The sequence below is a fragment of the Yersinia massiliensis genome (assembly GCF_003048255.1).
GTDB lineage: Bacteria > Pseudomonadota > Gammaproteobacteria > Enterobacterales > Enterobacteriaceae > Yersinia > Yersinia massiliensis_A.
This window is the reverse complement of sequence record NZ_CP028487.1, coordinates 3432249-3452627: the sequence shown is the minus strand read 5'-3', so window position 1 is coordinate 3452627 and position 20379 is coordinate 3432249. Positions and strand designations below refer to the sequence as shown.

Genomic DNA, 20379 nt, shown 5'->3' with positions numbered 1-20379 from the left:
TTGCCTGCTTCACTGGGCCTATCTTGCTGACGGGTAAGCCGTAAGTGGTGTAGCAACGCCGAGAGGAGTAGCAAAGCCGCGAACAAAGAACATGAAGGCTCAGTTTAACGACTGGGCCTTTTTTATTGGCAGTAAATCACCGCGCATTCACCGCGCATTTCAAACGAGAGTCTTTCAGAAAGCTGAGCCTGAGAATTGCCGCTATAAGGTGGCGACCTTCTCTCGGGCGGCATTCTGGTGAACAGGCTCATCTTTCTAAAAGGTAATCGCTATGACATACCCAACCGTGATCGTGAACGGCGTTTCTGTTCGTGTGGACAGTGAAGGCCGATACAACCTGAATGATCTGCACGCAGCCGCTGTATTGAAAGGCGAGGCTACTAATAATCAAAGGCCGAGCCAGTTCATGCGAAGCAAGCAGGTGCGTAAGTTTGTGCAAACATTAAGCGCAGTGCAAAAATGCACGGCGGTAGATTCAGTGAATGGCGGCCCAAACCATGGTGTCTGGGGAATGGAGTTAGTTTCCATACGATACGCAGCCTGGTTAAGCCCTGAATTCGAAATCAGAGTGTATGAAACCTTCCGCGAAGCCGTGCTAAATGGCATCAGCAACATGACTCGACTAAATAGACTCGACCTCCTGATAGCTAATGAGGCAAAAGAGGTTAGCGATAGCGCCCGTAAAATGAATCGTTGGGGAATCGGCGGGCGCAAGAAAATGCTCAATGACACTCGTGAGAATATTATTGACCAGATGGATCCAGATATGGTGGCAATCATGGAGGATAAAGTCGCATGAGTGAACAAACGAATAAAATAATCAGTGACCTGTTATTAAAGGCGAGCAATGGCATTGATTCCGCTGTGGCGTTCAGTCAGGCGCAAATGCCTGATGTTATTGAACAACTAATGCGCTGGAAAATGGCATCTTATGGGTTAAGGGTATTTACATGCATTTTACTCTTAGCTTTGATGTGTTTTTTCATTAGAAAGTCATGGCAGTGGCATGAGGGATGTGAAAAGGAAACGGCAGGGTTCGTTGGGCTACTTTTGTCGGGAGCGATAACGCTGATTAGCCTGTTGGTTTTATTCGCTAACGTTGGTAATGCCATCCAGTTGTGGTTCGCTCCAAAGGTTTGGTTGATTGAGTACGCGGCTGACTTAATAGCCACAAAGTGAAATAACAGGATTGAGAGCCACTTCCACAACGGCTCTCAATCATTACAGGCAGTGGCTTATAAGAAAGTATTGTTACTCATGATTCCATTCTTTTAACTGCCTATCGTAATCATCCCAGTTTGCAAACCCGATAGGTCTCCGTGGTTCGGTTGGATTCTCTCTCTTTCTTCGGATTAGAAGGACGTTAATTTGCGAAACATGCTGAACTAATTCTACTGGGCTACCGTCATCCAAAAGACCTTTAAATGAGATCAGGGATGGATTCCAGTAACCAATGTCGGTGAACGTAAATGTTATGCTTTGACCGAAGCTAGCTAGTTGGCCTCCAACTTCATATTCAGCCTCTAATTCTCGGTGAAATGTATTTATCCATTGAATAATTCTTAGATGAAATTGGTCGGCAAAATTACCACTGACAGAAAAATTACGAGTAGCCGCCAACGCAGCGTCTCTGTGAAGTGAGCTAACTAAAGATTGATTAAGGCCTTCAGCATAAGATGACATTTTTTAACCTCAGTGAGATACCAAAAATAACTATCTAACAATTACTAATTTTAAACAATGATGGATGATAAAATGACCAAACCAGATTGGGAGGCCATCGAATCGGCGTACCGAGCTGGCTTGATGTCTCTGCGAGAAATAGCCTCACAACACAACATCAGTGAAGGTGCTATACGCAAGCGAGCAAAGCGTGATGATTGGTCGCGTGACTTGTCTGCAAAGATAAAAGAGCGTGCCGAAGATTTGGTACGCAAAGAAGAGGTACGCAAACAGGTACGCACTGAAACAACGCTAACCGAACGCGTACTCATTGAAGCTAGCGCTGAGGTTATTGCAAGCGTCCGCATGGAGCATCGTGGTGATATTCGCCGAGCCAGAGAGATAACCAACGCCCTGTTTGATGAGCTAGGTGCTGAGTGCGCAGACATTGAGTCTCTTCGCAAGTTAGGCGAACTAATGCTTGACCCTGACGAGAACGGGCGTGACCGACTAAACGAAATTTATCAGTCGATAATTGCACTACCTGAGCGAGTGAAAGCAGTTAAAGCACTCAGCGACGCCTTGAAAAACCTAATCAGCCTTGAGCGTCAAGCATACAACCTTGATGAAGTAGCGAAAGATCCTGATGACCCACTCAAGAAAGACCTCAACACGACGGACATTGCGCGCCGTCTTGCATTTATCTTAACGCAATCAACGCGGGAGCAACAAAATGCCTGATATTTTAGTTTCATTGCACGGTAAGCGATTGGGCATTACAGCGCCTGATTCAAACGGTAAGTGCTCGCTTGTTCTGGACGGTGAGATTGTTGCTGGTGTTGGCGTCACGCTAACCATTCCCGCACCAACTTCATTAGTTCGCGGCGGCGTATTGCAGCAAACAACCATCACAGCATTGACAGATTCATCTGGCGGCACATCTGGCGGGAATACTGTTCCTGTGATACCGGTTGCTACCGCCGCTACCACCGATGCAACAGCCGCTTCATTATCATCTACCAACGCCGCGTTAGCTGCTATCCGAAATGATATAGCAACACTTGCTGCACGAGCTAATGCTCTTCTTGCGTCAGATAAGGCTGCTGGAGTCATTGCTTAAGCCCATTAGAGGTGCCCATGTCTGCAATCTCATTCGACGATGTACTCAATCGACTTACTGGCCTATCACCAGAATCTTTAGAGCAGGTAGCCAAAGAGGTGATGAGCGCGACGGGGGATCAGATATGGATACCAAACCCCGGCCCTCAGACTGATGCTTATTACTGTGAGGCTGATGAGCTTTTCTATGGCGGTCAAGCTGGCGGCGGTAAGTCAGCTCTGGTAAATGGGCTGGCCGTTACTCAGCACGAGAGAACGTTAATACTACGGCGCATTCGTGAGGATGCAAAGAAGCTGGCAGAGGCCGAATTAATCGGCAAGCTGTTTGATGGTAGTCGTGATGGGTGGAATGGGTCAGATCTTATCTGGCGCAAAGATAAGCAACTAGTCCAGTTTGGTGGCTGCGAACTGGAGACTGATAAGCAGCGTTATAAGGGCGACCCGCATGACCTGATTTGCTTTGATGAGATCACCGACTTTCTCGAAACTCAGTATGAGTTCATAACTATCTGGAACCGGTCAACAACAAAGGGCCAGCGATGCCGAGTTGTTTGCACTGGCAACCCTCCAACTTCTGCCTCTGGGTTGTGGGTGATTAAGAGGTGGGGGGCATGGCTTGACCCATCTCACCCGAATCCAGCTAAGGCGGGAGAGTTGCGCTGGTATATTCGCAATGAAGTTGATGAAGAGGTAGAAGTTGATGGAAGAGGCCCACACGGTAATGCACCGGATGGATCTCCAGTATTTGCAAAATCACGAACATTCATCCCTGCAAAACTTAGCGATAACCCTGACTTAGCGGCTGATGGTGAATATTCAAGAATTCTCAACTCTTTACCTAAAGAACTCCGCGACGCATATCGTGATGGTCACTTTGCAGCATCGCTGCAAGACGAAGCTTTCCAGTGCATCCCTACAGCATGGGTTAAGGCAGCCATGTCTCGCTGGAAGCCTCAGCCACCAATCGGTGTGGATATGAGTGCCATCGGTGTTGACGTTGCACAAGGCGGCCAAGATAACACGGTATTAGCTGCTCGCCATGGCTCGTGGTTCGATAAAACGCAGTCAGTACCAGGGAAAGAAACTCCCGGCGGTTCTGATGTTGCAGGACTTGTCATTTCCAAGCGCCGCAACAATGCCAAGGTAATTATTGATATTGGCGGAGGCTGGGGTGGCGATGCTTACGGACATCTTCGCGAGAACGGAGTTGATGCTGCGTCATATATGGGCATCAAGGCATCACACAAGCGAACATCTGACAAGCTTCTATCATTCTCTAATATTCGTACGCAGGCCTACTGGCAATTCAGGGAGGCATTAAACCCTGACCAGCCTGGTGGTTCTGATATCGCTCTGCCTGACGATCCAAAACTACTCTCCGACCTAACCGCTCCAACTTATGAAGTTAAACGTGGCGGTGCCGGTGGCGTTATTCATCTCGAAGCAAAAGACAAGCTAACTAGTAGGCTTGGTCGCTCACCTGATGATGGCGACGCGGTTGTGATGGCTTGGTCTGACGGAGAGAAGCAAGAAAACGTCAGGGGTGGCTATAAGGTCAGGATTGGCACAGCACCAAAGGTTAATTTAGGTCACTCATCAACTAAGAGGAAACGGTAATGGGCGGGATTGGAAAGTTTTTCTCCAGCGCACTTAGTTCAATTTTAAAGCCTGTTGGCGACATCCTTGGAGGTGGCGCAGCAGAAACCACGATCATTCAGCCAGCGGCAGAGGAAACAATGCCTACGGAGGATACTGAAGCGGTAACCCGCGCCAGGCGACGCAAGACAGCGGAGCAACAACAGAGAAGCGGGCGAACCAGCACAATTTTAAGCGGCGGTAGTGACAAGTTAGGTGGATAAATGGAAGCTCGCGCTCAGCAATTAATTAAACAGGGTGATCACCTGTTCGGCAAAAAGTCACCGATTCTCAATTTGTGGCAAGAAATAGCAGAACAGTTCTACCCAGAGCGCGCCGACTTCACTGTTTGCCGTTCGCTCGGTACTGAATTTGCAGATCACCTAATGACATCATACCCGGTTATGGCTCGTCGTGATTTGGGTAACTCATTCGCATCAATGCTTCGCCGTGACAAGTGGTTCAATTTGAACACGGGCGATGATGACTCAAACGATCACTCGGCTAAAGTGTGGCTTGAGTGGGCCAGAGATGTACAGTTCAAAGCGATGTATGACCGCCGCACTCAATTTGTGCGAGCGACTAAAGAAGCCGACCACGACTACGCAGCATTTGGTCAATGCGCTATCAGCGTTGAGTTAAACAAAAATGCTGATGGATTGCTTTATCGCTGCTGGCATCTGCGAGATCTGGCTTGGGCTGAAAACTCAGAAGGCATTATCGATACCGTTCATCGCAAGTGGAAGCCAACAGCCAGAGACTTAAAAGCCACATTCGGGGATAAGGTTCACGCGAAAGTAAATGCCTCACTAGAGAGAGAGCCTTACCGGGAATTCGAGTGTCGCCATATTGTTGTGCCATCTGAAGAGTACGGCGACAAAAATGCAGCCCCTTATGTTTCCGTTTACATTGACGTAGAGAATCAACACGTCATTGAAGAAATCCCAATATTTCACCGGATGTATGTTATCCCGCGCTGGCAGACTGTGGCGGGCTCTCAATATGCGTATTCACCAGCGACTATTGTCGCATTACCTGACGCACGGCTAATCCAGTCAATTAGCAGAGTCTTGCTCGAAGCTGGTGAGAAAGCAGTTGATCCACCAATGGTAGCAAGTCGTGAGGTATTCCGTGATGATTTCAACTTAATGGCTGGCGGCATCACTTGGGCTGATATTGAGATGGATACCGACATTCGCAATGTAATTGCTGAGTTCGGTAAGAACACCTCACTGCCAGCAGGTATAAACATCCGCGATGACGTGCGTGAGATGATTTCTCAGGCGTTCTATCTGGATAAGCTAACGTTGCCATCTGTTCGCGAGATGACGGCGTATGAAGTCAGTCAGCGCGTGCAAGAGTACATCCGGCAAGCTCTACCAATCTTTGCTCCAATCGAATACGAATACAGTGGCGACCTGTGCGAGATGTCATTCGACATCCTCATGCGTGGCGGTGCATTCGGTTCCCCAATGGATATTCCTGAATCGCTCCGAGGGCAAGAGGTTAAGTTCACTTTCCAGAGTCCATTACAAGACGCTATCGGCAAAGAGAAGCAAGGGTTACTCCAGAATGCAGCCCAGATGCTGGGTGTTGCTGCGCAGATTGACCCAACAGTTGTGGCTGATGTTGATATTCGCGTTGCGTTCCGTGATGCAATGGATGGATTCGGGGTGCCAGCCAAGTGGATGCGCAGCGAAGATGATGCTAACCAGCTAATTAATCAACAAGCACAGCAGCAGCAGGCTCAAGCGGCTGTTGAAGATGTGCAGCAGGGGGCTAGCGTGATGCAAAACGTTGCAGCAGCAGCTCAGGCTGCGGAGGCTATTGGATGACGATACCACCGCCATATGAGCCTTATCCGTGGGCTGACAATCTCCCATTCGTTTATGCGCTTAAAGCACTTCACGAAGGAACCGCAACGGATGCCCAGCAGAAACTAATCACTAAGGAATTGATGACGCTAACCGGTTATTACGACCTGAGTTATCGACCTAACAGTGATAGAGATACGGCATTCGCGGAGGGTAAGCGGCACATTGGCGCATCCATCGTGAAGATAATCAACTTACCCGCTGCCGTGATTGAACAATCAAAGCAGAGAAAAAACAAAAAATAACCCGCTTCGGCGGGTTTTTTATTGAGGCTTATACATGAATCTCTTTATGAATTTATTCCCATTTCGCGGCTATTGTAATGAATTAAACACGGAAGGCGGTGACGGCGGCGGTGCGCCTGAAGTTACTACTGATGCTACGGCACCCGTTACTACCACTGAAGCTACACCCCAGCCGAGCACGTTAAACACTCCAGATAAAGCAACTGTGGCACCAGTTGCGGAATTCCCTGATGACTGGCGCGATAAGTTGGCAGGCGATGATCAGAAGTATCGAAAACAGTTAGAGCGCTATGCGTCACCTCAAGCTTTAGCAAAGGCCCACAAAGAACTACAGAGCAAAGTTAGTTCTGGTGAGTTGCTGAAGGCGGCGAAGTTGCCAGAAAACCCGACGCCAGAAGAGTTATCAGCCTGGCGCAAGGATAATGACGTTCCAGAAAAGGCGACCGATTACCTAAGTGGTATGCCATCCGGAGTAATCATTGGTGATGAAGATAAAGAGCGAGTTAACTCTTTCATCGAAACCATGCACGGTAAGAATGTTTCCAAAGATGTTGTTCAGGCTGCCATTGAGTGGAACCAGAACAAGATTGAAGCAGAGCGACAAGAGGTTTATGACCGCAACGCTGACCTACAAGAGCAGACAGAAGAAGCTTTACGTGCGGAGTGGGGGCCAGAGTTTAAGAGGAATATCAATCTGGTGAATGGTGTTATTGCCACATTACCAGAATCCGCTCGCGGTGTGTTCGCCGGAGCAAAGGCGCTTGATGGCACCGCGCTATTCAACAACCCAGACATTATGCGTTGGATGGTTGACATGGCTCGAAAGGTTAATCCAGTGGGAACCGTAGTCCCCGGCGCAACAAATATCAGTGCAGTAGATTCAGAACTTGAGCAGATTGAAAAGGTTATGAAAGATAACCGACCTGCGTATAACAAAGATACAAAAATGCAAGATCGCTACATGCAACTCCTGGAAGCAAAAGAGCGCTTCAACTCCTAATACCCAATCTTTTACACCAACGCGTAAAACGGCCCCATTCCCCAGTCAATCGGCCCCCATTCACTTGGGACACCCCTCTATTGTCTGAAGAAAGGACACCCCGTCGGAGCGACATATAACCCGATGAGGAAATTAAAATGGCGAATACCGCTTTCCAAACGATGTACCGCAATGAGTTTATTGCTGGTTTTGAACAGAGCCAATCATTAGTTCGACAGACTGTAACAACTGAAGGTGTCGTTAAGGGCAATCAGATTGTGTTCTTAGTGGCTGATTCCGGCGGCGCAGAGGCTGTAACTCGTGGCGTCAATGGCATGATCCCTGCTCGTGGCGACAACCTTAATCAACCGATTGCTACCTTGGTTGAATGGCATGACTTGGTTCGCAAGACAAACTACAACGTCTTTGCAAGCCAGGGTGACCAGCGCGCAATCATGCAAGGCACCACAATGGCAGTGCTTAACCGCAAGATTGACCAAGACATCATTGGTGAATTGACTGCTGCAACGCAAACCACCGGTGCAACTGCCGTAATGTCACTGGCTTTAGCTATGAAAGCCAAAGTTATTCTTGGTAATAACGAGGTTCCGGCCGACAACCAGTTATTTGCACTAATCACCCCAGCTGCAGAAGCGTACCTGATGCAGACCAAAGAGTTTGGCTCTGTTGATTACGTGAACAACAAGCCGTTCACTGTTTCTGATAGCTCATTGAAATCATTCACTTGGGCTGGCGTTAACTGGATCGTCCATCCAAACCTGCCAGGTAAAGGCACAAATGCCGAAACCTGCTTCCTGTATCACCGCAATGCAATTGGTCACGGCATGGATATTAAAGGCCTGCAAACTCCAGTCGGTTACGACGAAGAGCAGGATTATTCATGGGCGCGTGCCACTGCGTACATGGGCGGCAAACTTTTGCAAAACAAAGGTGTTGTCAAAATCATTCATGATGGTTCTGCATTCGCTTAACAGGAGATAAACATGGCTTATTCAACCACTAACCCACCCGCGTTGCTTCAAGATCGTATTATGGGCGGCGGTGCTGTGTGGTCTTATATCTCAGCAGACGCGCGAGCCACAGTTGTTGGGGCTGGTTACTTTACTAACGGTAAAAAACTAGGCATGAAACTTGGCGATGTCGTCAATTCAGTCGTTGACACCACTGGTGTTCTAACTGTCGCATCAGTAACTGCGGTCAATGCTTCGACCGGAGCAGTAACTATTACCGCATTAGCTTAACCAATTTCACAAGGGGCTAAAATGCCCCTTTAAAAGGCTCATATGAAAATCTTACCAACGCTTATTAAGCCATCTGAGTATGTGCGAACAGTTTTCAGTGTTACTGCTAAACATGGACAGGTTTTTGAAGATTTCAAAGATCCTGATTCATGGGCCCATGTAGCCAATACGCTACGCAAATTCGACCGAGTAGAGATTGTTGCTGAGGATGGGTCTTTCTTTGCTGAGGGCATTGTTACCAAGGTTACTAAAGTATCTGCACATATTCACTTCTTCACACATGTCGAACTTGGCAATAGCTCTAATAAGCCAATTGAAAAAGAGCAAGCATACAGCTGTGAGTTTGCAGGAAAACACAAGTGGAGAATAATTCGCGCCTCTGACAAAGAGATTGTTGAGCTTGGCATTGAGACCAAAGAGGATGCACAGGCTAAAGTCGACAAGCTGAACGAATCAGGAGAGTAACATGTCGAACCAGCTCAATGTTTATAACGATGCGTTGCGGCTGGTAGGAGAGCGGCAACTTGTATCTTTGACCGAAAACAGGGAGCCTCGAAGGTTGCTTGATGCGGTCTGGGATGGGGCATTGAAGTATTGCCTTGAGCAAGGGCAGTGGAACTTCGCTATCCGCTCTGTGCGCGTCAATTACTCGCCTTCAGTAGAGCCGCCGTTCGGTTATCGTCGGGCATTCAACAAGCCAGATGATTACATTCGGACAGTGGCCTTTGCATCAGACCCATTCTTCAATAGTCCAATTATTCAATACACCGACGAGGCTGGGTTTTGGTTCTGCGACCTAGACGAAATATACATTCGCTATGTATCAAACGACCAGTCATTCGGCCTTGATTCTTCTCTCTGGCCGGAGACGTTTGGTAACTTTGTTGCCGCTTATCTCGCTACACAAATAGCACCGCGCCTTAAGAATGGTTCAGATAGAGATTGGTTGGCGCGCGAATACAAAATGGCAAAGACTGACGCACTTACAAAAGATGCTATTCAGGAGCCGACAAAAATATTCCCTACCGGCCGATGGGTTCGCTCACGCCAGGGGGGATCTGCAAGATATTCACGTGGATGAGGGCAGCATAAATGCCGAGCAATAACATACCGCTTCTGGCTTTCAATCGGGGCGTTGTATCCAGACTAGCATTAGCGCGTACCGATATTGATCGCATTGCCCTATCTGCTGAAGTTCAAACGAATTGGATGCCGAGGATACTTGGTTCAATGATGCTACGCCCTGGTACTGGCTACATTGGGCAAACAAAAGGCAACAAAAAGTCCAAGTATCTTAAGTTTATCTTCGCTACTGATGATAGCGCACTGCTTGAGCTCACTGATTCAGTAATGCGTATTTGGGTAAATGATTCCTTGGTAACAAGACCGGCGGTATCTACTGTTGTGGTCAACTCTGGATTTGTATCTGACCTATCTGGATGGTCCGATGTTGACGAGACTGGCGCAGTATCACAATGGACAGCCGCCGGAGCGCAATTGCAAGGTACTGGATTTAATTCCGCCATTATTCGGCAGTTAGTTACCGTTTCCGGTGCAGATGTAAACAAGCAACACGCCATTAGAGTGAATGTCGCACGAGGCCCAGTTACGATAAGGGTAGGGTCATCGGCCGGAAGTGATAACTACGTAACAGAAACAAGCCTTGGCGCTGGGATTAATTCACTCACATTTACCCCTGCGGGTAATTTTTATATTCAGATATCGAATAGAACAGATTATCCAGTAATTGCCCGCGCTATCGCTATTGAACCGTCTGGGGTTCTTGAATTACCCACACCATGGGCCGAGTCTAACTTGGGTATGATCCGATATGACCAGAGCGGCGATGTCATCTTTGTAGCTTGCCAAGGTAAGCAACAGCGAAGAATTGAGCGCCGAGCTAATGGTTCGTGGTCAGTTGTGACTTATGAATCTACAGACGGGCCATTTGGGATAGAAAATGTGTCAGGCGTCAGGTTAACCCCAAGTGGCATATCAGGGGTGATATCTTTGGCTGCATCAGCTCCAATATTTAGGGCGACTCATATTGGATCTCTATTCAGGCTGGAATCCAGTGGGCAAACGGTAAATTCACTATTGGGTGGTGAAGGCCAATTCACAGATTACATCAAGGTGACCGGTATCGACGCCTCTCGGAATGTAAGCATTATTAAAACTCAGTCAGGTTCCGGCCCTTGGAATGGAACGCTAACTCTTCAGCGATCAGTTAGTGAGCCAGGTGCCTGGGTTGATGTCACTACGTATGACATGACGAATGGCACAATAACTTATAACGATAACCTGAATAATCAGATTATTTATTATCGTATTGGCTTCAAAACTGGCAACTGGACAAGCGGGAACATCAATGTCTCTCTCCAGTTTGCGGGCGGTAGTCGGACAGGAATAGTTAAAGTTACTGGGTTCAACACTGACACGAATGTTAGCGCAGTTGTGCTTAGTCAACTTGGCGGGACAGGATCTACTGATATCTGGTTCGAGGGTGACTGGTCAGATAGAAAAGGGTGGCCCAGCGCTGTTGCCTTGTATGAGGGGCGGCTATGGTGGGCTGGAGGGGATAAATTCTGGGGTAGTGTATCGGATGCATTCTCATCATTTGATGATGAAACAGAAGGCGACTCCGGACCTATATCTGGAACTATTGGATCTGGTCCAGTTGATACGATTAACTGGCTTGTTCCCTTACTGCGATTGATTGTTGGCACTGAAGGGGCTGAGGCATCTCTCCGGTCATCATCATTTGACGAGCCACTAACACCTACTAACTTCGGTATTAAATACCCATCAACTCAGGGAAGTGATTCTGTTGCTGCCTTAAAAATCGACAGTGGTGCAATTTTTGTCCAGCGCAGTGGCGCGCGAGTTTTTGAGTTGAATTACGATTCCAGTCTTTATGACTATGCCAGTGCAGACATGATGAGTTTATGCCCAGAGATGGGACTTCCTTCAATTATCGCAATTGATGCTCAGCGTCAGCCTGATACAAGAATTCACTGTGTTCGTTCTGATGGTGCTGTCGCGGTTCAGATATTCGACCGAAACGAGAATGTTAAGTGTTGGGTGTTAGTTGACACCGAGGGGCTTGTTGAAGAAGTCGTTACATTGCCGGGGAAAATTGAGGATCAGGTCTATTACGTTGTTAATCGCAATGGCGTTCGCTGTTTAGAGAAGTGGGCGCAAGAGGCTGAGTGCCGAGGTGGTCAACTGTCTAAACTTGCTGATTCATTCATATCCTACTCAGGGACTCCGATTACTGAACTTTCAGGACTTAACCACCTTGAAGGGCGATCTGTTGTCGTTTGGGCTGATGGGGTTGATATTGGAGAACTAACAGTAACAGGCGGGAAGATTTCTTTAGCATCGGGCAAAAGCAACATTACAGCAGGACTTTCCTATAAAGCTAAATTTAAAAGTACTAAATTAGCTTATTCAGCAGGCATGGGAACGGCGTTAACGCAACGAAAACGTGTTGAGCGTGTCGGGCTTATCCTTGCCGATACACATGCTCAAGGCATTCAGTATGGGCCTGACTTTAACCATCTTGATGACATGCCACGAGAAGAGCGTGGGGAATTTGTTGCTGATGGGAAGATTTGGGACGCATACGACAATGATGCCATTGAGTTCCCTGGTGAATGGGATACGGATTCCCGCATATGTATTCAAGCATCTGCACCACGCCCTGCAACAGTATTAGCCGCGATTATAGGGCTAACCACTCATGACAAATAACATCAGGCATGCCACTGAAAGTGATATTCGCAATTGGTATGGGCGCATCCCGGCAACGATGCGCGCCATAGTGCTGGAAGTCGATAACGATCCGAAAATGATATGTGGAGTTCTGCATCAGGCAGATCACTACATGGCATTCATGGACATGAAAGATGATGCCCAGCAATACCCCATGGCAATCATGAAAGCATCCCGCCTGGCAGTGAAAGAGATATTTTCAAAATATCACCAGCCCATACTCGCGATTGAAAGCGATAAGCATGAATCAGCAAATAGATTCCTCAAGCGGATGGGGTTTAAGCCCATAAATAAAAAGGTAATGGTATGGGAAGCTTATTCGGCGTCATAACTCAAGGGCTTGGATCTGTGCTTGGCGGATTTGGTGCAATTAACCAAGGTCGCCAGCAGCAGAAGCAAGCTTATTCTGAAGCATCGCAACTAGACAGGCAAGCCAGTAACACTCGTGCTCAATCTCAAATCCAGGCAATGGAAGATCGGCGTCAGGCTAGGTTAGCCGAGTCTCGCGCTTTAGCTGTTGGTGCCGCCTCAGGAGCGGCTGCTGATTCAACGTCATTCGTTAAAAATATTTCTGACATGGAATCACAAGGCGAACTTAATGCCCTTACCTCCCTATGGGGCGGCAATCAGCAAGGCAGTCAATTAAACAATCAAGCTGCCGTTAGGCGAGCTGAGGGCGACGCAGCGAAGAAGGCAGGAACGATTAACGCCATATCATCATTACTTCAGGCTGGCGGCTCTCTCTATGACCGGTACGGTGGCGGCTCGCCTGCTCCAAAGGCAGCAAAAATAAGCGCCGCTAAAGGTACTAAAAGTGTTTTCTAAGGATAATTAAATGGCTCGAATCCCTGATGCAAATGATATTGGCCGTCGCATACCAGATGTGGCGCGCGGAGTAGCTAGCGCTGATGTAACCGCACCATCAAGAGCGCTGCAAGGGCTGGGGCAATCACTTGAGAGGGTTGGCGGCCAGATTCAGCAAAAGGAAGATCAGTTTAACTATGCTGAAGCGCAATCTAATTTCCTTAAAAAGAAGCTGGATATCATGTCATCTTTTGAAGGTGACAATGATTATTCTACTTTTGGCGACCGGTACAACGAACAAATCAGCAAGGCTAGAGAGGAGTCTGCAGGCTTGTTGCTGAGTAATTCCGATAAACGCTTATTTGAAATTGAATCAAACAATGACATTGCGCGCGGGTATGACCAAGTCCGTGGGCTGGCAAGAAATAAAGAAGTTGATTTTGGTCGCGCATCACTTGACCAGACAATCACATCAAATCGCGAAGCAGCAATTAGCGCTAAAGATGAATCAACTAGGATGGGCCTCATCAATGCTACTAACGATGCCATTACCGGCGCTCATGGTCGTGGCTACATCTCAGCAGAGCAGGCTCAGCAAATAAAGCAACGATCAGCGGTAGACTATGCAACGGCATCAGTTTCATCGTTAACCCCACAGGAGCAAGTCAACGCGCTTAAATCTGGTGCTGGCATTGCAGCTTTAATCCCATTAGACACCAGAAAGAAGATGTTGGATCAGGCTGCATGGGATTCAGTAAACGAGCGCATTGGTAATGTGAAAATGTCTCTCATGAATCCAGAAGCACTATCTGGTTTCAAAGTTGGCAATGCAATTAACTCTGATGATTTATTCTCTGCCGTGATTGGGCAGGAAAGTGGAGGGCGTCAGTTTAGTACAGATGGGAAGCCGCTTACATCAGGTAAGGGCGCAACTGGCATAGCTCAAGTTATGCCCGCAACTGGGCCAGAAGCAGCAGCATTGGCAGGATTGCCATGGGATGCGACCCGTCATCAGAACGACGCCAATTATAACGCTGCTCTTGGCAAGGCATACCTCAACCAGCAACTTAAAAAGTATGGTGGGAATCCTGTTCTGGCGCTGGCTGCATACAATGCTGGGCCGGGTAAAGTTGATGAATGGATTAGCCGATTTGGCGATCCGCGCAAAGGGCAAATCACAGATGAGTCATTTGCTAATTCAATCCCTTATGCGGAAACGCAGAGCTATGTTTCATCAGTGATGAGTAACGCCTCAAAATTAAGTGCTGCAAAATCAATTATAGATTCGCCTGAGTTTGCAGATCTGGATGGAGTGCAGAAAACCCGCGCGGTTGAACAGACTTATAACGTCATTGATACAGCCACTTCAGCGCAGCGATTTAATATTCAGCAACGGATGCAGAACGATGTCGCCAGGGTAAATGCAGGGCAGCCAGTAGAAACCCCTGTTACCATTTCTGACTTTACGTCAGCACAACAGCTTAATTCCACCCCTGCTGACCGTGCGCAATCCTATCAGCAATTCAATCAATACCAGCAGACATTGGCTCTGCAGCCCGCATATCAAACAGTTATCTCAAGCCCGGCCAATGTCGGCATGGAAACAGTTAATGGACTGATGCCTACTACTGGCGACGCTGACTTTGCTTTCAAACAGCAGCGCTATGCCGCAGTTGCACAGAAGTACCAGCAAGTTATAGCCGCAAGGGAGAAAGATCCCGGTGGGTGGATGGTGCAAAACATTCCGACGGTGAGTGAGGCGTATCAGAATTACCAGAGCGACCCGTCAACAGGTGCTCAGTTGGCTCACCAGGTTCTAATGGAGAAGCAGCGCCTGGGCATTAAAAACAAAGATGTTCTTCCTGACTCGTTGGTGAATGGCATTCTTCAGCAGATTGACAACAATAAGGAGCAGGATGTTGTTGCAATCCAGTCTATTGGGCAGCAGTTCGGGCCATATTCACAGCAAGTTATGCAGCAAGTACAGAAGAAATCTGGGCCGGTGCTTCAGGTTGTGATGGCGACTAATAACCCTCGCGCTGCCAATGCTCTTTGGCAAAATCGGGATGTGAAGACAGCAGATTTACGTGGGTCTATCAATTCGGCGTCCAGTGGAGCGGCAGAAAGTGCCGATACTGAATGGGCGTCACAATCGAAAGACTTTTCAGCAACGATGGTTGGCCAGCCTGGCGGTGTTCCTGTTTGGAATAACTTTAATGACCAGGGGCGCAGGCTTACCTATCTCAATATGCAGAAAGGAATGAGCGCTTCGGATGCAGCTTCACAGGCCTATCAGGATATTTTAGGCAGTCAGTACCAGACCAAGGGAACTTGGCGACTACCGGTTGCCGCTAATGCTGATATGAGTGATGTATCAGATGGTGTAGACGCATTCATGAGCAAACTTAAACCAGCAGATATCACACCTTTACTTGGCGACCCTCGTCTAAGCAAAGAGGTTAACCAGCAGCAGAGTTTGAACCGCATCAAAGATAGCGCGGAATGGGTAACCAATGCAGATGAAACCGGTTTAATGCTCACTTTAAATGGGTTGATTGTTAGTGGTGCCGACGGAAACCCGGTTACAGCTAGCTTTGCTGATTTGGCTCAACTGGGTTCAACCAATCGTGGCTACTTCAATCAGCTATCAAAAGAAGTGAATAAACCGAGAACTTATACGCCGGGGCAGGAAGCAAAGGAATCTCAGGCTCGTAATGAGGAAACTGCGCGGCAACTTGGGCGACAAGGCACATCAGAAGCGCCATCTATGGCTGAGGGTATGAGGAATACAAATGCCAATCTATACCAGCGATCCGGGGCAGGGGATCAACCAGCCAATCAGTAATGCCCCATCAAGCCTTGGTGATGCACTGGAGGCCTCGTTTGATTCAGGGCTCAGGGAGGGGCCTTTAGTTTCAGCAATTCGCTATACTGAAGCTGACAATCTGGCTAACGACCCAAACTCAGTGATTGTAAGCAAGGCCGAAGCTGAAGCGAAACTACGAGAGTTAGGCGTTAAAAGCATTAATATTCCTGACTCTGGCGTAACAAAATCCTATCTTGACCATGTTAGCGAATCACGAAAAGAGTCATTAGCGAAGCAACAAATAGCTCAATCAGCCCCCTCTGGTCTTATTAATACCCCTCTTAACTTTATGGCAGGGCTTGCTGGCTCAATGGCTGACCCGGCAAACATTGCTATTGGTTTGGTTCCGTTTGCTGGGCAGGCAAAGGCCGCGACAATGCTTGGGCGAGTGGGAGAGCGATTCGTCCAGGGTTCCGCTATGGGTGCAGCCCAAACAGCAGTGACAATTCCATTTACTGCTCAAGCGGCGGCGGCAGAAGGCGAAGATTACTCTATGGCCAATGCGATGGAGAATATCTTCATGGGCACAGTTGGCGGCGGGATTATGCACGCTGGCGGCGGCGTTATTGCTGATATGGTTCGGGGGCGCAGGACTCAATCGGCGACCACTCCCATTGATGCTGTAGAACGTCCAGCAATGAATGCTGAATCATTTTTGACCCCTGAGTCACCAAGTCCAGTAGCGCGCCAATTCAATGAAAATGGAACGACGCCAATCTTGAGCGAAACCATAGCCAGAGATATGGATAGTTACGCACACAGTAAGGCATATGAGGATGTCGTTCCTGACTACTTAGCCCAACAAGAGGCCACGGCTGCATTTCGTGTCGATAATATTGCTGACTTGAAAAATGAAATTGTCGATACGAATCGGGCTATAGATGTTATTGACCAATCATTGCCTGAGCGCACCTCCGCATACCAACAGCAGAGAATGAAGTTTAAAGATGCTCGCAATCAGGCTCTGAATGATATTGCCACTGAAAAAGAGGCTCTGCTATCAAGGCGTGGTGAGATTGAAGAATCATTAGCATCTAACTCGAAATCAGAGGTGGCGCGTGGCGAAATAGCATCAGTTAGGCGTGGTGAAATCCCCGACAATTTGAGAACTGCAATAAGTAATCGTGCTGATGAAATTCGGCAGTCTTTGCAATTAAACAACATCACTCAGGGAATTAAAAATGCCTCGCAGCGCATTGATGAGTCCCATTGGACGGTAAGGGAAAATGCTTTCCGTGCTGGGCTATCTCATATGATGCAAGGGAAAACGCCAGATTTAGAGCCGGTATTTAACCTGAGTGATCCTCAATTGAGGGATGCATCAATCGCTCAGATTCAACAGGGGCCAAGAGCTGATGCTGATATTTCGACAGTTAACGCTAGTCGTGATGCCGACGCGCACTTTGCTAGAGCCAATAGAGATAACGCCGACCTAGTTAATGCTCAAGAAGATCTCAATGCTGAAATGGAATTGGCAACCAACATGGTTAACGATATTGACTCGCCGGAGTTAAGAGGGGCCATTGAAGCGGCAACCCGCGAAGCAAATGACGAAAGTATATTCAAAGGCCTTCAGGCCTATGCTACTTGCATGCTCAGGAGAATGTAATGGCTAACCAGTTTCTAACCGCGTGTGAGCAAGTAGTAAATAAAGCTGCCGGGAGAGAGCTTTCGGAAGGTGAAATGGAATCTCTGATTAACAACATGGAAACGACTGTTAAGCGTATCCGTGCTGAGAATGAAGGTATTTCACTTGAAGAAGCAGCGCTACGGGCGGCCAATGAATTAGGCAACGAAGAAAAATTGGCTCGCGTCATTGAAGCCAGAAATAAGGCTATCAATACTCGCATTGCCGCCCAGCGATTAACCTTTATCCGTGATAGCTTCCCTGATCGGCCTGACATTGGACTATCAGCAATATTGGTAGGGCGAAATGAAGCCCGAACCGGTAGTCGTTCATCTGCCTCCAGTGAACAATTTCAGCTCCGCTCTAAGTATCTATCAGGGTTGAATCACGATTTGGATAAAGAAGGATTAATTAAATTTCTGGCCAGCGGCAGCAATGATACTGAAATCGCTGATGCTATGTGGCGTATTGGAAAGAATGAATCCACTGCCGGGATGACTAATGAGTCAGTGAAAATTGCTCAAATAATCACAAAATGGCAGGAGTCAGCACGCATTGATGCCAACCGTGCTGGCGCATGGGTTCGTAAAATGCCTGGGTATATCGCTCGGCAAGGCCACGACATGATGAAGATCCGCGCTGCTGGTTTTGATGTGTGGAGAAATGCGATTTTACCGAGGCTAGATAAATCCACTTTTGATGGTGTTACCGATCAGAATGCTTTCCTGCAAAACGTTTATGACGGATTAGCCTCTGGCGTTCATCTCTCATCTGAAAAGCCAGATTGGATGAAGGGGTTTAAGGGGAGTCAGAACGTTGCTAAAAAAGCCAGCCAAGAGCGGGTACTTCATTTCGCTGATGGCGTGGCATGGTCTGATTACAACAAACAATTCGGCGTGGGTAGTTTGCGAGAAGCTATCTATGGTGGACTTGAAAGTTCTGCACGCAACACAGGCCTCATGAGAGTGCTTGGAACAAACCCAGAGAACATGCTTAATTATCTTGCAGACACTATCTCGGCAGATTTAAAAGGCAATGAGAAAGCACTGAGGGCGTTCACTGATAGGCGTCGCAGCAACATTAAGAACGAAATGAAAGAGGTGACCGGTCAGACAAACATTCCTGGTTCAACCACTTTAGCAAGGTTCGGCTCGACTACCCGCGCCATCGACTCCACGATAAAGCTAGGCGGGGCTATGATCTCGTCATTCAACGACCTTGCAAGTAATGCCCTGGAGCTTAGATATCAGGGTAAAAACTTCATGTCAGCGCTGAGTGAATCGCTCGCCGGCCGGTTAAAGCGCTTTAAAACTGACGAACAGAAGCAGATTTTAAGCTCTCTTGGCGTCTATGCCGATAGTATGCGTGATGAAATACTTCAGAGATTCTCGGGTGACGTTACGCTCCCCGGCAAGGTTGCTAACTTACAGCGCCAGTTCTTCAAAATGAACGGACTGAGTTGGTGGACTGACGCATCACGGAATACGACTGCAACGATGATATCCCACTGGCTTGCGGATAACTCTGCCACACCACATGGGGCACTCAATAGCAATCTTAAACGTGCGTTAGACCTGCATGGCATCGGAGACGCAGAATGGTCAATCTATCGGTCAATGGATTTGAAAGGGTCGGAAGGTCGCAAGTTCATGACGCCTGATGGCATTGATTCAATACCTGACGAGATGATCGCCAAGTATGTTTCTGACAAAAACATCAAGGTTAACGAGCGAAGTATTGAGGCTGGGCGGGAAGAGTTATCCGGTAAGTTGCGAGGTTATATTCTCGATCGTGTGATAGTCGCAATGACGGAGCCAGGCGCGCGGACGCGAGCCATGATGAAGCAAGGAACACAACCAGGCACAGTGGAAGGTGAGTTACTTCGGTTCATTGGGCAGTACAAATCCTTTACCGCTTCATTCATGCAGCAAGCTCTGGGGCGGGAAGTGTTTGGGCGAGGCTATACGCCAGTTCCGCTGGGGGAAAGCCGGTTTGGTAATTTGCAAAGCGCCCTGTTCAAAAGTGGCAAGGGTGAGATGCTTGGGCTGGCTCAAATGTTTTTATGGATGACAACGTTTGGTTACTTGTCGATGCAAACCAAGCTAATGATCAAGGGACAGACTCCGCGCCCTGCAGACAGTAAAACATTCTTGGCGGCAGCAGCCCAGGGGGGAGGGTTAGGGCTGTTTGGCGACTTCTTGTTTGGGGAGGTTAACCGGTTCGGTAGCGGCCCAATAACATCAATGGCAGGGCCAGTTGCTGGTAACCTTGATAGCATTATAACCTTGTTCCAGAAAGCCCGTTCAGGTGATGCGAAAGCCGGTGATGCATTTAGATTTACCGTTGACCACACCCCATTCATTAACGTGTTCTGGGCAAGGCCAATTATGAATTATCTAATCTTAAACCAGATACAGGAGTCATTATCTCCTGGGTCGTTACATAGATTTGAGCAAAATGTGAGGAAGAACCAAGGAAACGATTTCTTAATCCCTCCATCTCAGTTTATGCTTGGTAGGTGATAAGGAGTTA

At 47.9% G+C, this 20379-nt stretch carries 20 protein-coding genes; 19 read left to right on the top strand and 1 reads right to left on the bottom strand.

Annotation, left to right across the window (positions count from 1 at the left end; all coding sequences use genetic code 11):
• Positions 1 to 271 precede the first annotated feature (271 nt).
• Together DA391_RS16035 and DA391_RS16030 are read left to right on the top strand one after the other, a co-directional pair.
• A complete protein-coding gene (locus tag DA391_RS16035) occupies positions 272 to 799 on the top strand; it encodes a KilA-N domain-containing protein (protein ID WP_108087964.1) in 528 nt (175 codons plus the stop codon).
• Positions 796 to 1179, top strand: a complete 384-nt coding sequence (locus DA391_RS16030) for a hypothetical protein (protein ID WP_108087963.1) — start codon at positions 796 to 798, stop codon at positions 1177 to 1179. The genes DA391_RS16035 and DA391_RS16030 overlap by 4 nt, the downstream gene beginning before the upstream one ends.
• Positions 1180 to 1251: 72 nt before the next feature.
• On the opposite strand, the gene DA391_RS16025 is transcribed toward DA391_RS16030, so the two are convergent.
• Positions 1252 to 1683 carry a DUF6173 family protein gene (locus DA391_RS16025; protein ID WP_240624744.1) on the bottom strand — a complete coding sequence of 144 codons (432 nt, stop codon included), beginning with the start codon at positions 1681 to 1683 and terminating at the stop codon, positions 1252 to 1254.
• A gap of 72 nt (positions 1684 to 1755) precedes the next feature.
• On the opposite strand from DA391_RS16025, the gene DA391_RS16020 reads away from it, so the two are divergent.
• The 17 genes from DA391_RS16020 to DA391_RS15940 all read left to right on the top strand — a co-directional run bounded on the left by DA391_RS16020 (position 1756) and on the right by DA391_RS15940 (position 20369).
• Positions 1756 to 2403 carry a hypothetical protein gene (locus DA391_RS16020; RefSeq protein ID WP_108087962.1) on the top strand — a complete coding sequence of 216 codons (648 nt, stop codon included), beginning with the start codon at positions 1756 to 1758 and terminating at the stop codon, positions 2401 to 2403.
• Positions 2396 to 2782, top strand: coding sequence for a hypothetical protein (locus tag DA391_RS16015; protein WP_108087961.1), 387 nt, complete (start codon positions 2396 to 2398; stop codon positions 2780 to 2782). Before DA391_RS16020 ends, DA391_RS16015 begins: the two co-directional genes overlap by 8 nt.
• A gap of 17 nt (positions 2783 to 2799) precedes the next feature.
• On the top strand, positions 2800 to 4398 hold the full coding sequence (locus DA391_RS16010; RefSeq protein WP_108087960.1) for a terminase family protein: 1599 nt from the start codon (positions 2800 to 2802) through the stop codon (positions 4396 to 4398).
• Entirely contained in the window at positions 4398 to 4640 is a 243-nt protein-coding gene (locus DA391_RS16005) for a hypothetical protein (protein WP_108087959.1), read from the top strand. Before DA391_RS16010 ends, DA391_RS16005 begins: the two co-directional genes overlap by 1 nt.
• Positions 4641 to 6251 carry a portal protein gene (locus DA391_RS16000; protein ID WP_167398179.1) on the top strand — a complete coding sequence of 537 codons (1611 nt, stop codon included), beginning with the start codon at positions 4641 to 4643 and terminating at the stop codon, positions 6249 to 6251.
• Positions 6248 to 6535: a hypothetical protein gene (locus tag DA391_RS15995; protein ID WP_050094808.1), complete on the top strand. Its 288-nt coding sequence runs from the start codon at positions 6248 to 6250 to the stop codon at positions 6533 to 6535. Before DA391_RS16000 ends, DA391_RS15995 begins: the two co-directional genes overlap by 4 nt.
• A 34-nt stretch (positions 6536 to 6569) precedes the next feature.
• Positions 6570 to 7535, top strand: coding sequence for a hypothetical protein (locus DA391_RS15990; RefSeq protein WP_159074571.1), 966 nt, complete (start codon positions 6570 to 6572; stop codon positions 7533 to 7535).
• A gap of 137 nt (positions 7536 to 7672) precedes the next feature.
• Positions 7673 to 8506: a phage capsid protein gene (locus DA391_RS15985; RefSeq protein ID WP_042546542.1), complete on the top strand. Its 834-nt coding sequence runs from the start codon at positions 7673 to 7675 to the stop codon at positions 8504 to 8506.
• A 12-nt stretch (positions 8507 to 8518) separates the two neighbouring features.
• Complete coding sequence (locus tag DA391_RS15980; RefSeq protein ID WP_108087957.1) at positions 8519 to 8776, top strand: hypothetical protein; 258 nt, start codon at positions 8519 to 8521, stop codon at positions 8774 to 8776.
• 42 nt (positions 8777 to 8818) lie between these two features.
• Positions 8819 to 9241 (top strand): hypothetical protein, encoded by a 423-nt coding sequence (locus DA391_RS15975; protein ID WP_108087956.1) that lies wholly within the window; start codon positions 8819 to 8821, stop codon positions 9239 to 9241.
• A 1-nt stretch (position 9242) separates the two neighbouring features.
• On the top strand, positions 9243 to 9857 hold the full coding sequence (locus tag DA391_RS15970; RefSeq protein ID WP_108087955.1) for a hypothetical protein: 615 nt from the start codon (positions 9243 to 9245) through the stop codon (positions 9855 to 9857).
• 11 nt (positions 9858 to 9868) lie between these two features.
• A complete protein-coding gene (locus DA391_RS15965; protein WP_108087954.1) occupies positions 9869 to 12529 on the top strand; it encodes a hypothetical protein in 2661 nt (886 codons plus the stop codon).
• Positions 12519 to 12881, top strand: coding sequence for a hypothetical protein (locus tag DA391_RS15960; protein ID WP_108087953.1), 363 nt, complete (start codon positions 12519 to 12521; stop codon positions 12879 to 12881). Before DA391_RS15965 ends, DA391_RS15960 begins: the two co-directional genes overlap by 11 nt.
• On the top strand, positions 12857 to 13375 hold the full coding sequence (locus DA391_RS15955) for a hypothetical protein (RefSeq protein ID WP_108087952.1): 519 nt from the start codon (positions 12857 to 12859) through the stop codon (positions 13373 to 13375). The genes DA391_RS15960 and DA391_RS15955 overlap by 25 nt, the downstream gene beginning before the upstream one ends.
• 10 nt (positions 13376 to 13385) lie before the next feature.
• The gene (locus DA391_RS15950) at positions 13386 to 16199 is read left to right on the top strand and encodes a transglycosylase SLT domain-containing protein (protein ID WP_108087951.1); all 2814 of its coding nucleotides are present in this window, start codon (positions 13386 to 13388) and stop codon (positions 16197 to 16199) included.
• The gene (locus tag DA391_RS15945; protein ID WP_108087950.1) at positions 16147 to 17829 is read left to right on the top strand and encodes a hypothetical protein; all 1683 of its coding nucleotides are present in this window, start codon (positions 16147 to 16149) and stop codon (positions 17827 to 17829) included. Before DA391_RS15950 ends, DA391_RS15945 begins: the two co-directional genes overlap by 53 nt.
• On the top strand, positions 17829 to 20369 hold the full coding sequence (locus DA391_RS15940) for a hypothetical protein (RefSeq protein WP_108087949.1): 2541 nt from the start codon (positions 17829 to 17831) through the stop codon (positions 20367 to 20369). Before DA391_RS15945 ends, DA391_RS15940 begins: the two co-directional genes overlap by 1 nt.
• Positions 20370 to 20379: the final 10 nt, after the last annotated feature.

Coding starts and splice junctions, on each gene's coding strand:
- DA391_RS16035 (WP_108087964.1), top strand. CDS start 272: ATGACATACCCAACCGTGATCGTGAACGGCGTTTCTGTTCGTGTGGAC.
- DA391_RS15950 (WP_108087951.1), top strand. CDS start 13,386: ATGGCTCGAATCCCTGATGCAAATGATATTGGCCGTCGCATACCAGAT.
- DA391_RS15980 (WP_108087957.1), top strand. CDS start 8,519: ATGGCTTATTCAACCACTAACCCACCCGCGTTGCTTCAAGATCGTATT.
- DA391_RS16005 (WP_108087959.1), top strand. CDS start 4,398: ATGGGCGGGATTGGAAAGTTTTTCTCCAGCGCACTTAGTTCAATTTTA.
- DA391_RS15970 (WP_108087955.1), top strand. CDS start 9,243: ATGTCGAACCAGCTCAATGTTTATAACGATGCGTTGCGGCTGGTAGGA.
- DA391_RS16025 (WP_240624744.1), bottom strand. CDS start 1,683: ATGTCATCTTATGCTGAAGGCCTTAATCAATCTTTAGTTAGCTCACTT.
- DA391_RS16010 (WP_108087960.1), top strand. CDS start 2,800: ATGTCTGCAATCTCATTCGACGATGTACTCAATCGACTTACTGGCCTA.
- DA391_RS15990 (WP_159074571.1), top strand. CDS start 6,570: ATGAATCTCTTTATGAATTTATTCCCATTTCGCGGCTATTGTAATGAA.
- DA391_RS15975 (WP_108087956.1), top strand. CDS start 8,819: ATGAAAATCTTACCAACGCTTATTAAGCCATCTGAGTATGTGCGAACA.
- DA391_RS16000 (WP_167398179.1), top strand. CDS start 4,641: ATGGAAGCTCGCGCTCAGCAATTAATTAAACAGGGTGATCACCTGTTC.
- DA391_RS15995 (WP_050094808.1), top strand. CDS start 6,248: ATGACGATACCACCGCCATATGAGCCTTATCCGTGGGCTGACAATCTC.
- DA391_RS15945 (WP_108087950.1), top strand. CDS start 16,147: ATGCCAATCTATACCAGCGATCCGGGGCAGGGGATCAACCAGCCAATC.
- DA391_RS16030 (WP_108087963.1), top strand. CDS start 796: ATGAGTGAACAAACGAATAAAATAATCAGTGACCTGTTATTAAAGGCG.
- DA391_RS15965 (WP_108087954.1), top strand. CDS start 9,869: ATGCCGAGCAATAACATACCGCTTCTGGCTTTCAATCGGGGCGTTGTA.
- DA391_RS15940 (WP_108087949.1), top strand. CDS start 17,829: ATGGCTAACCAGTTTCTAACCGCGTGTGAGCAAGTAGTAAATAAAGCT.
- DA391_RS15955 (WP_108087952.1), top strand. CDS start 12,857: ATGGGAAGCTTATTCGGCGTCATAACTCAAGGGCTTGGATCTGTGCTT.
- DA391_RS16015 (WP_108087961.1), top strand. CDS start 2,396: ATGCCTGATATTTTAGTTTCATTGCACGGTAAGCGATTGGGCATTACA.
- DA391_RS15960 (WP_108087953.1), top strand. CDS start 12,519: ATGACAAATAACATCAGGCATGCCACTGAAAGTGATATTCGCAATTGG.
- DA391_RS16020 (WP_108087962.1), top strand. CDS start 1,756: ATGACCAAACCAGATTGGGAGGCCATCGAATCGGCGTACCGAGCTGGC.
- DA391_RS15985 (WP_042546542.1), top strand. CDS start 7,673: ATGGCGAATACCGCTTTCCAAACGATGTACCGCAATGAGTTTATTGCT.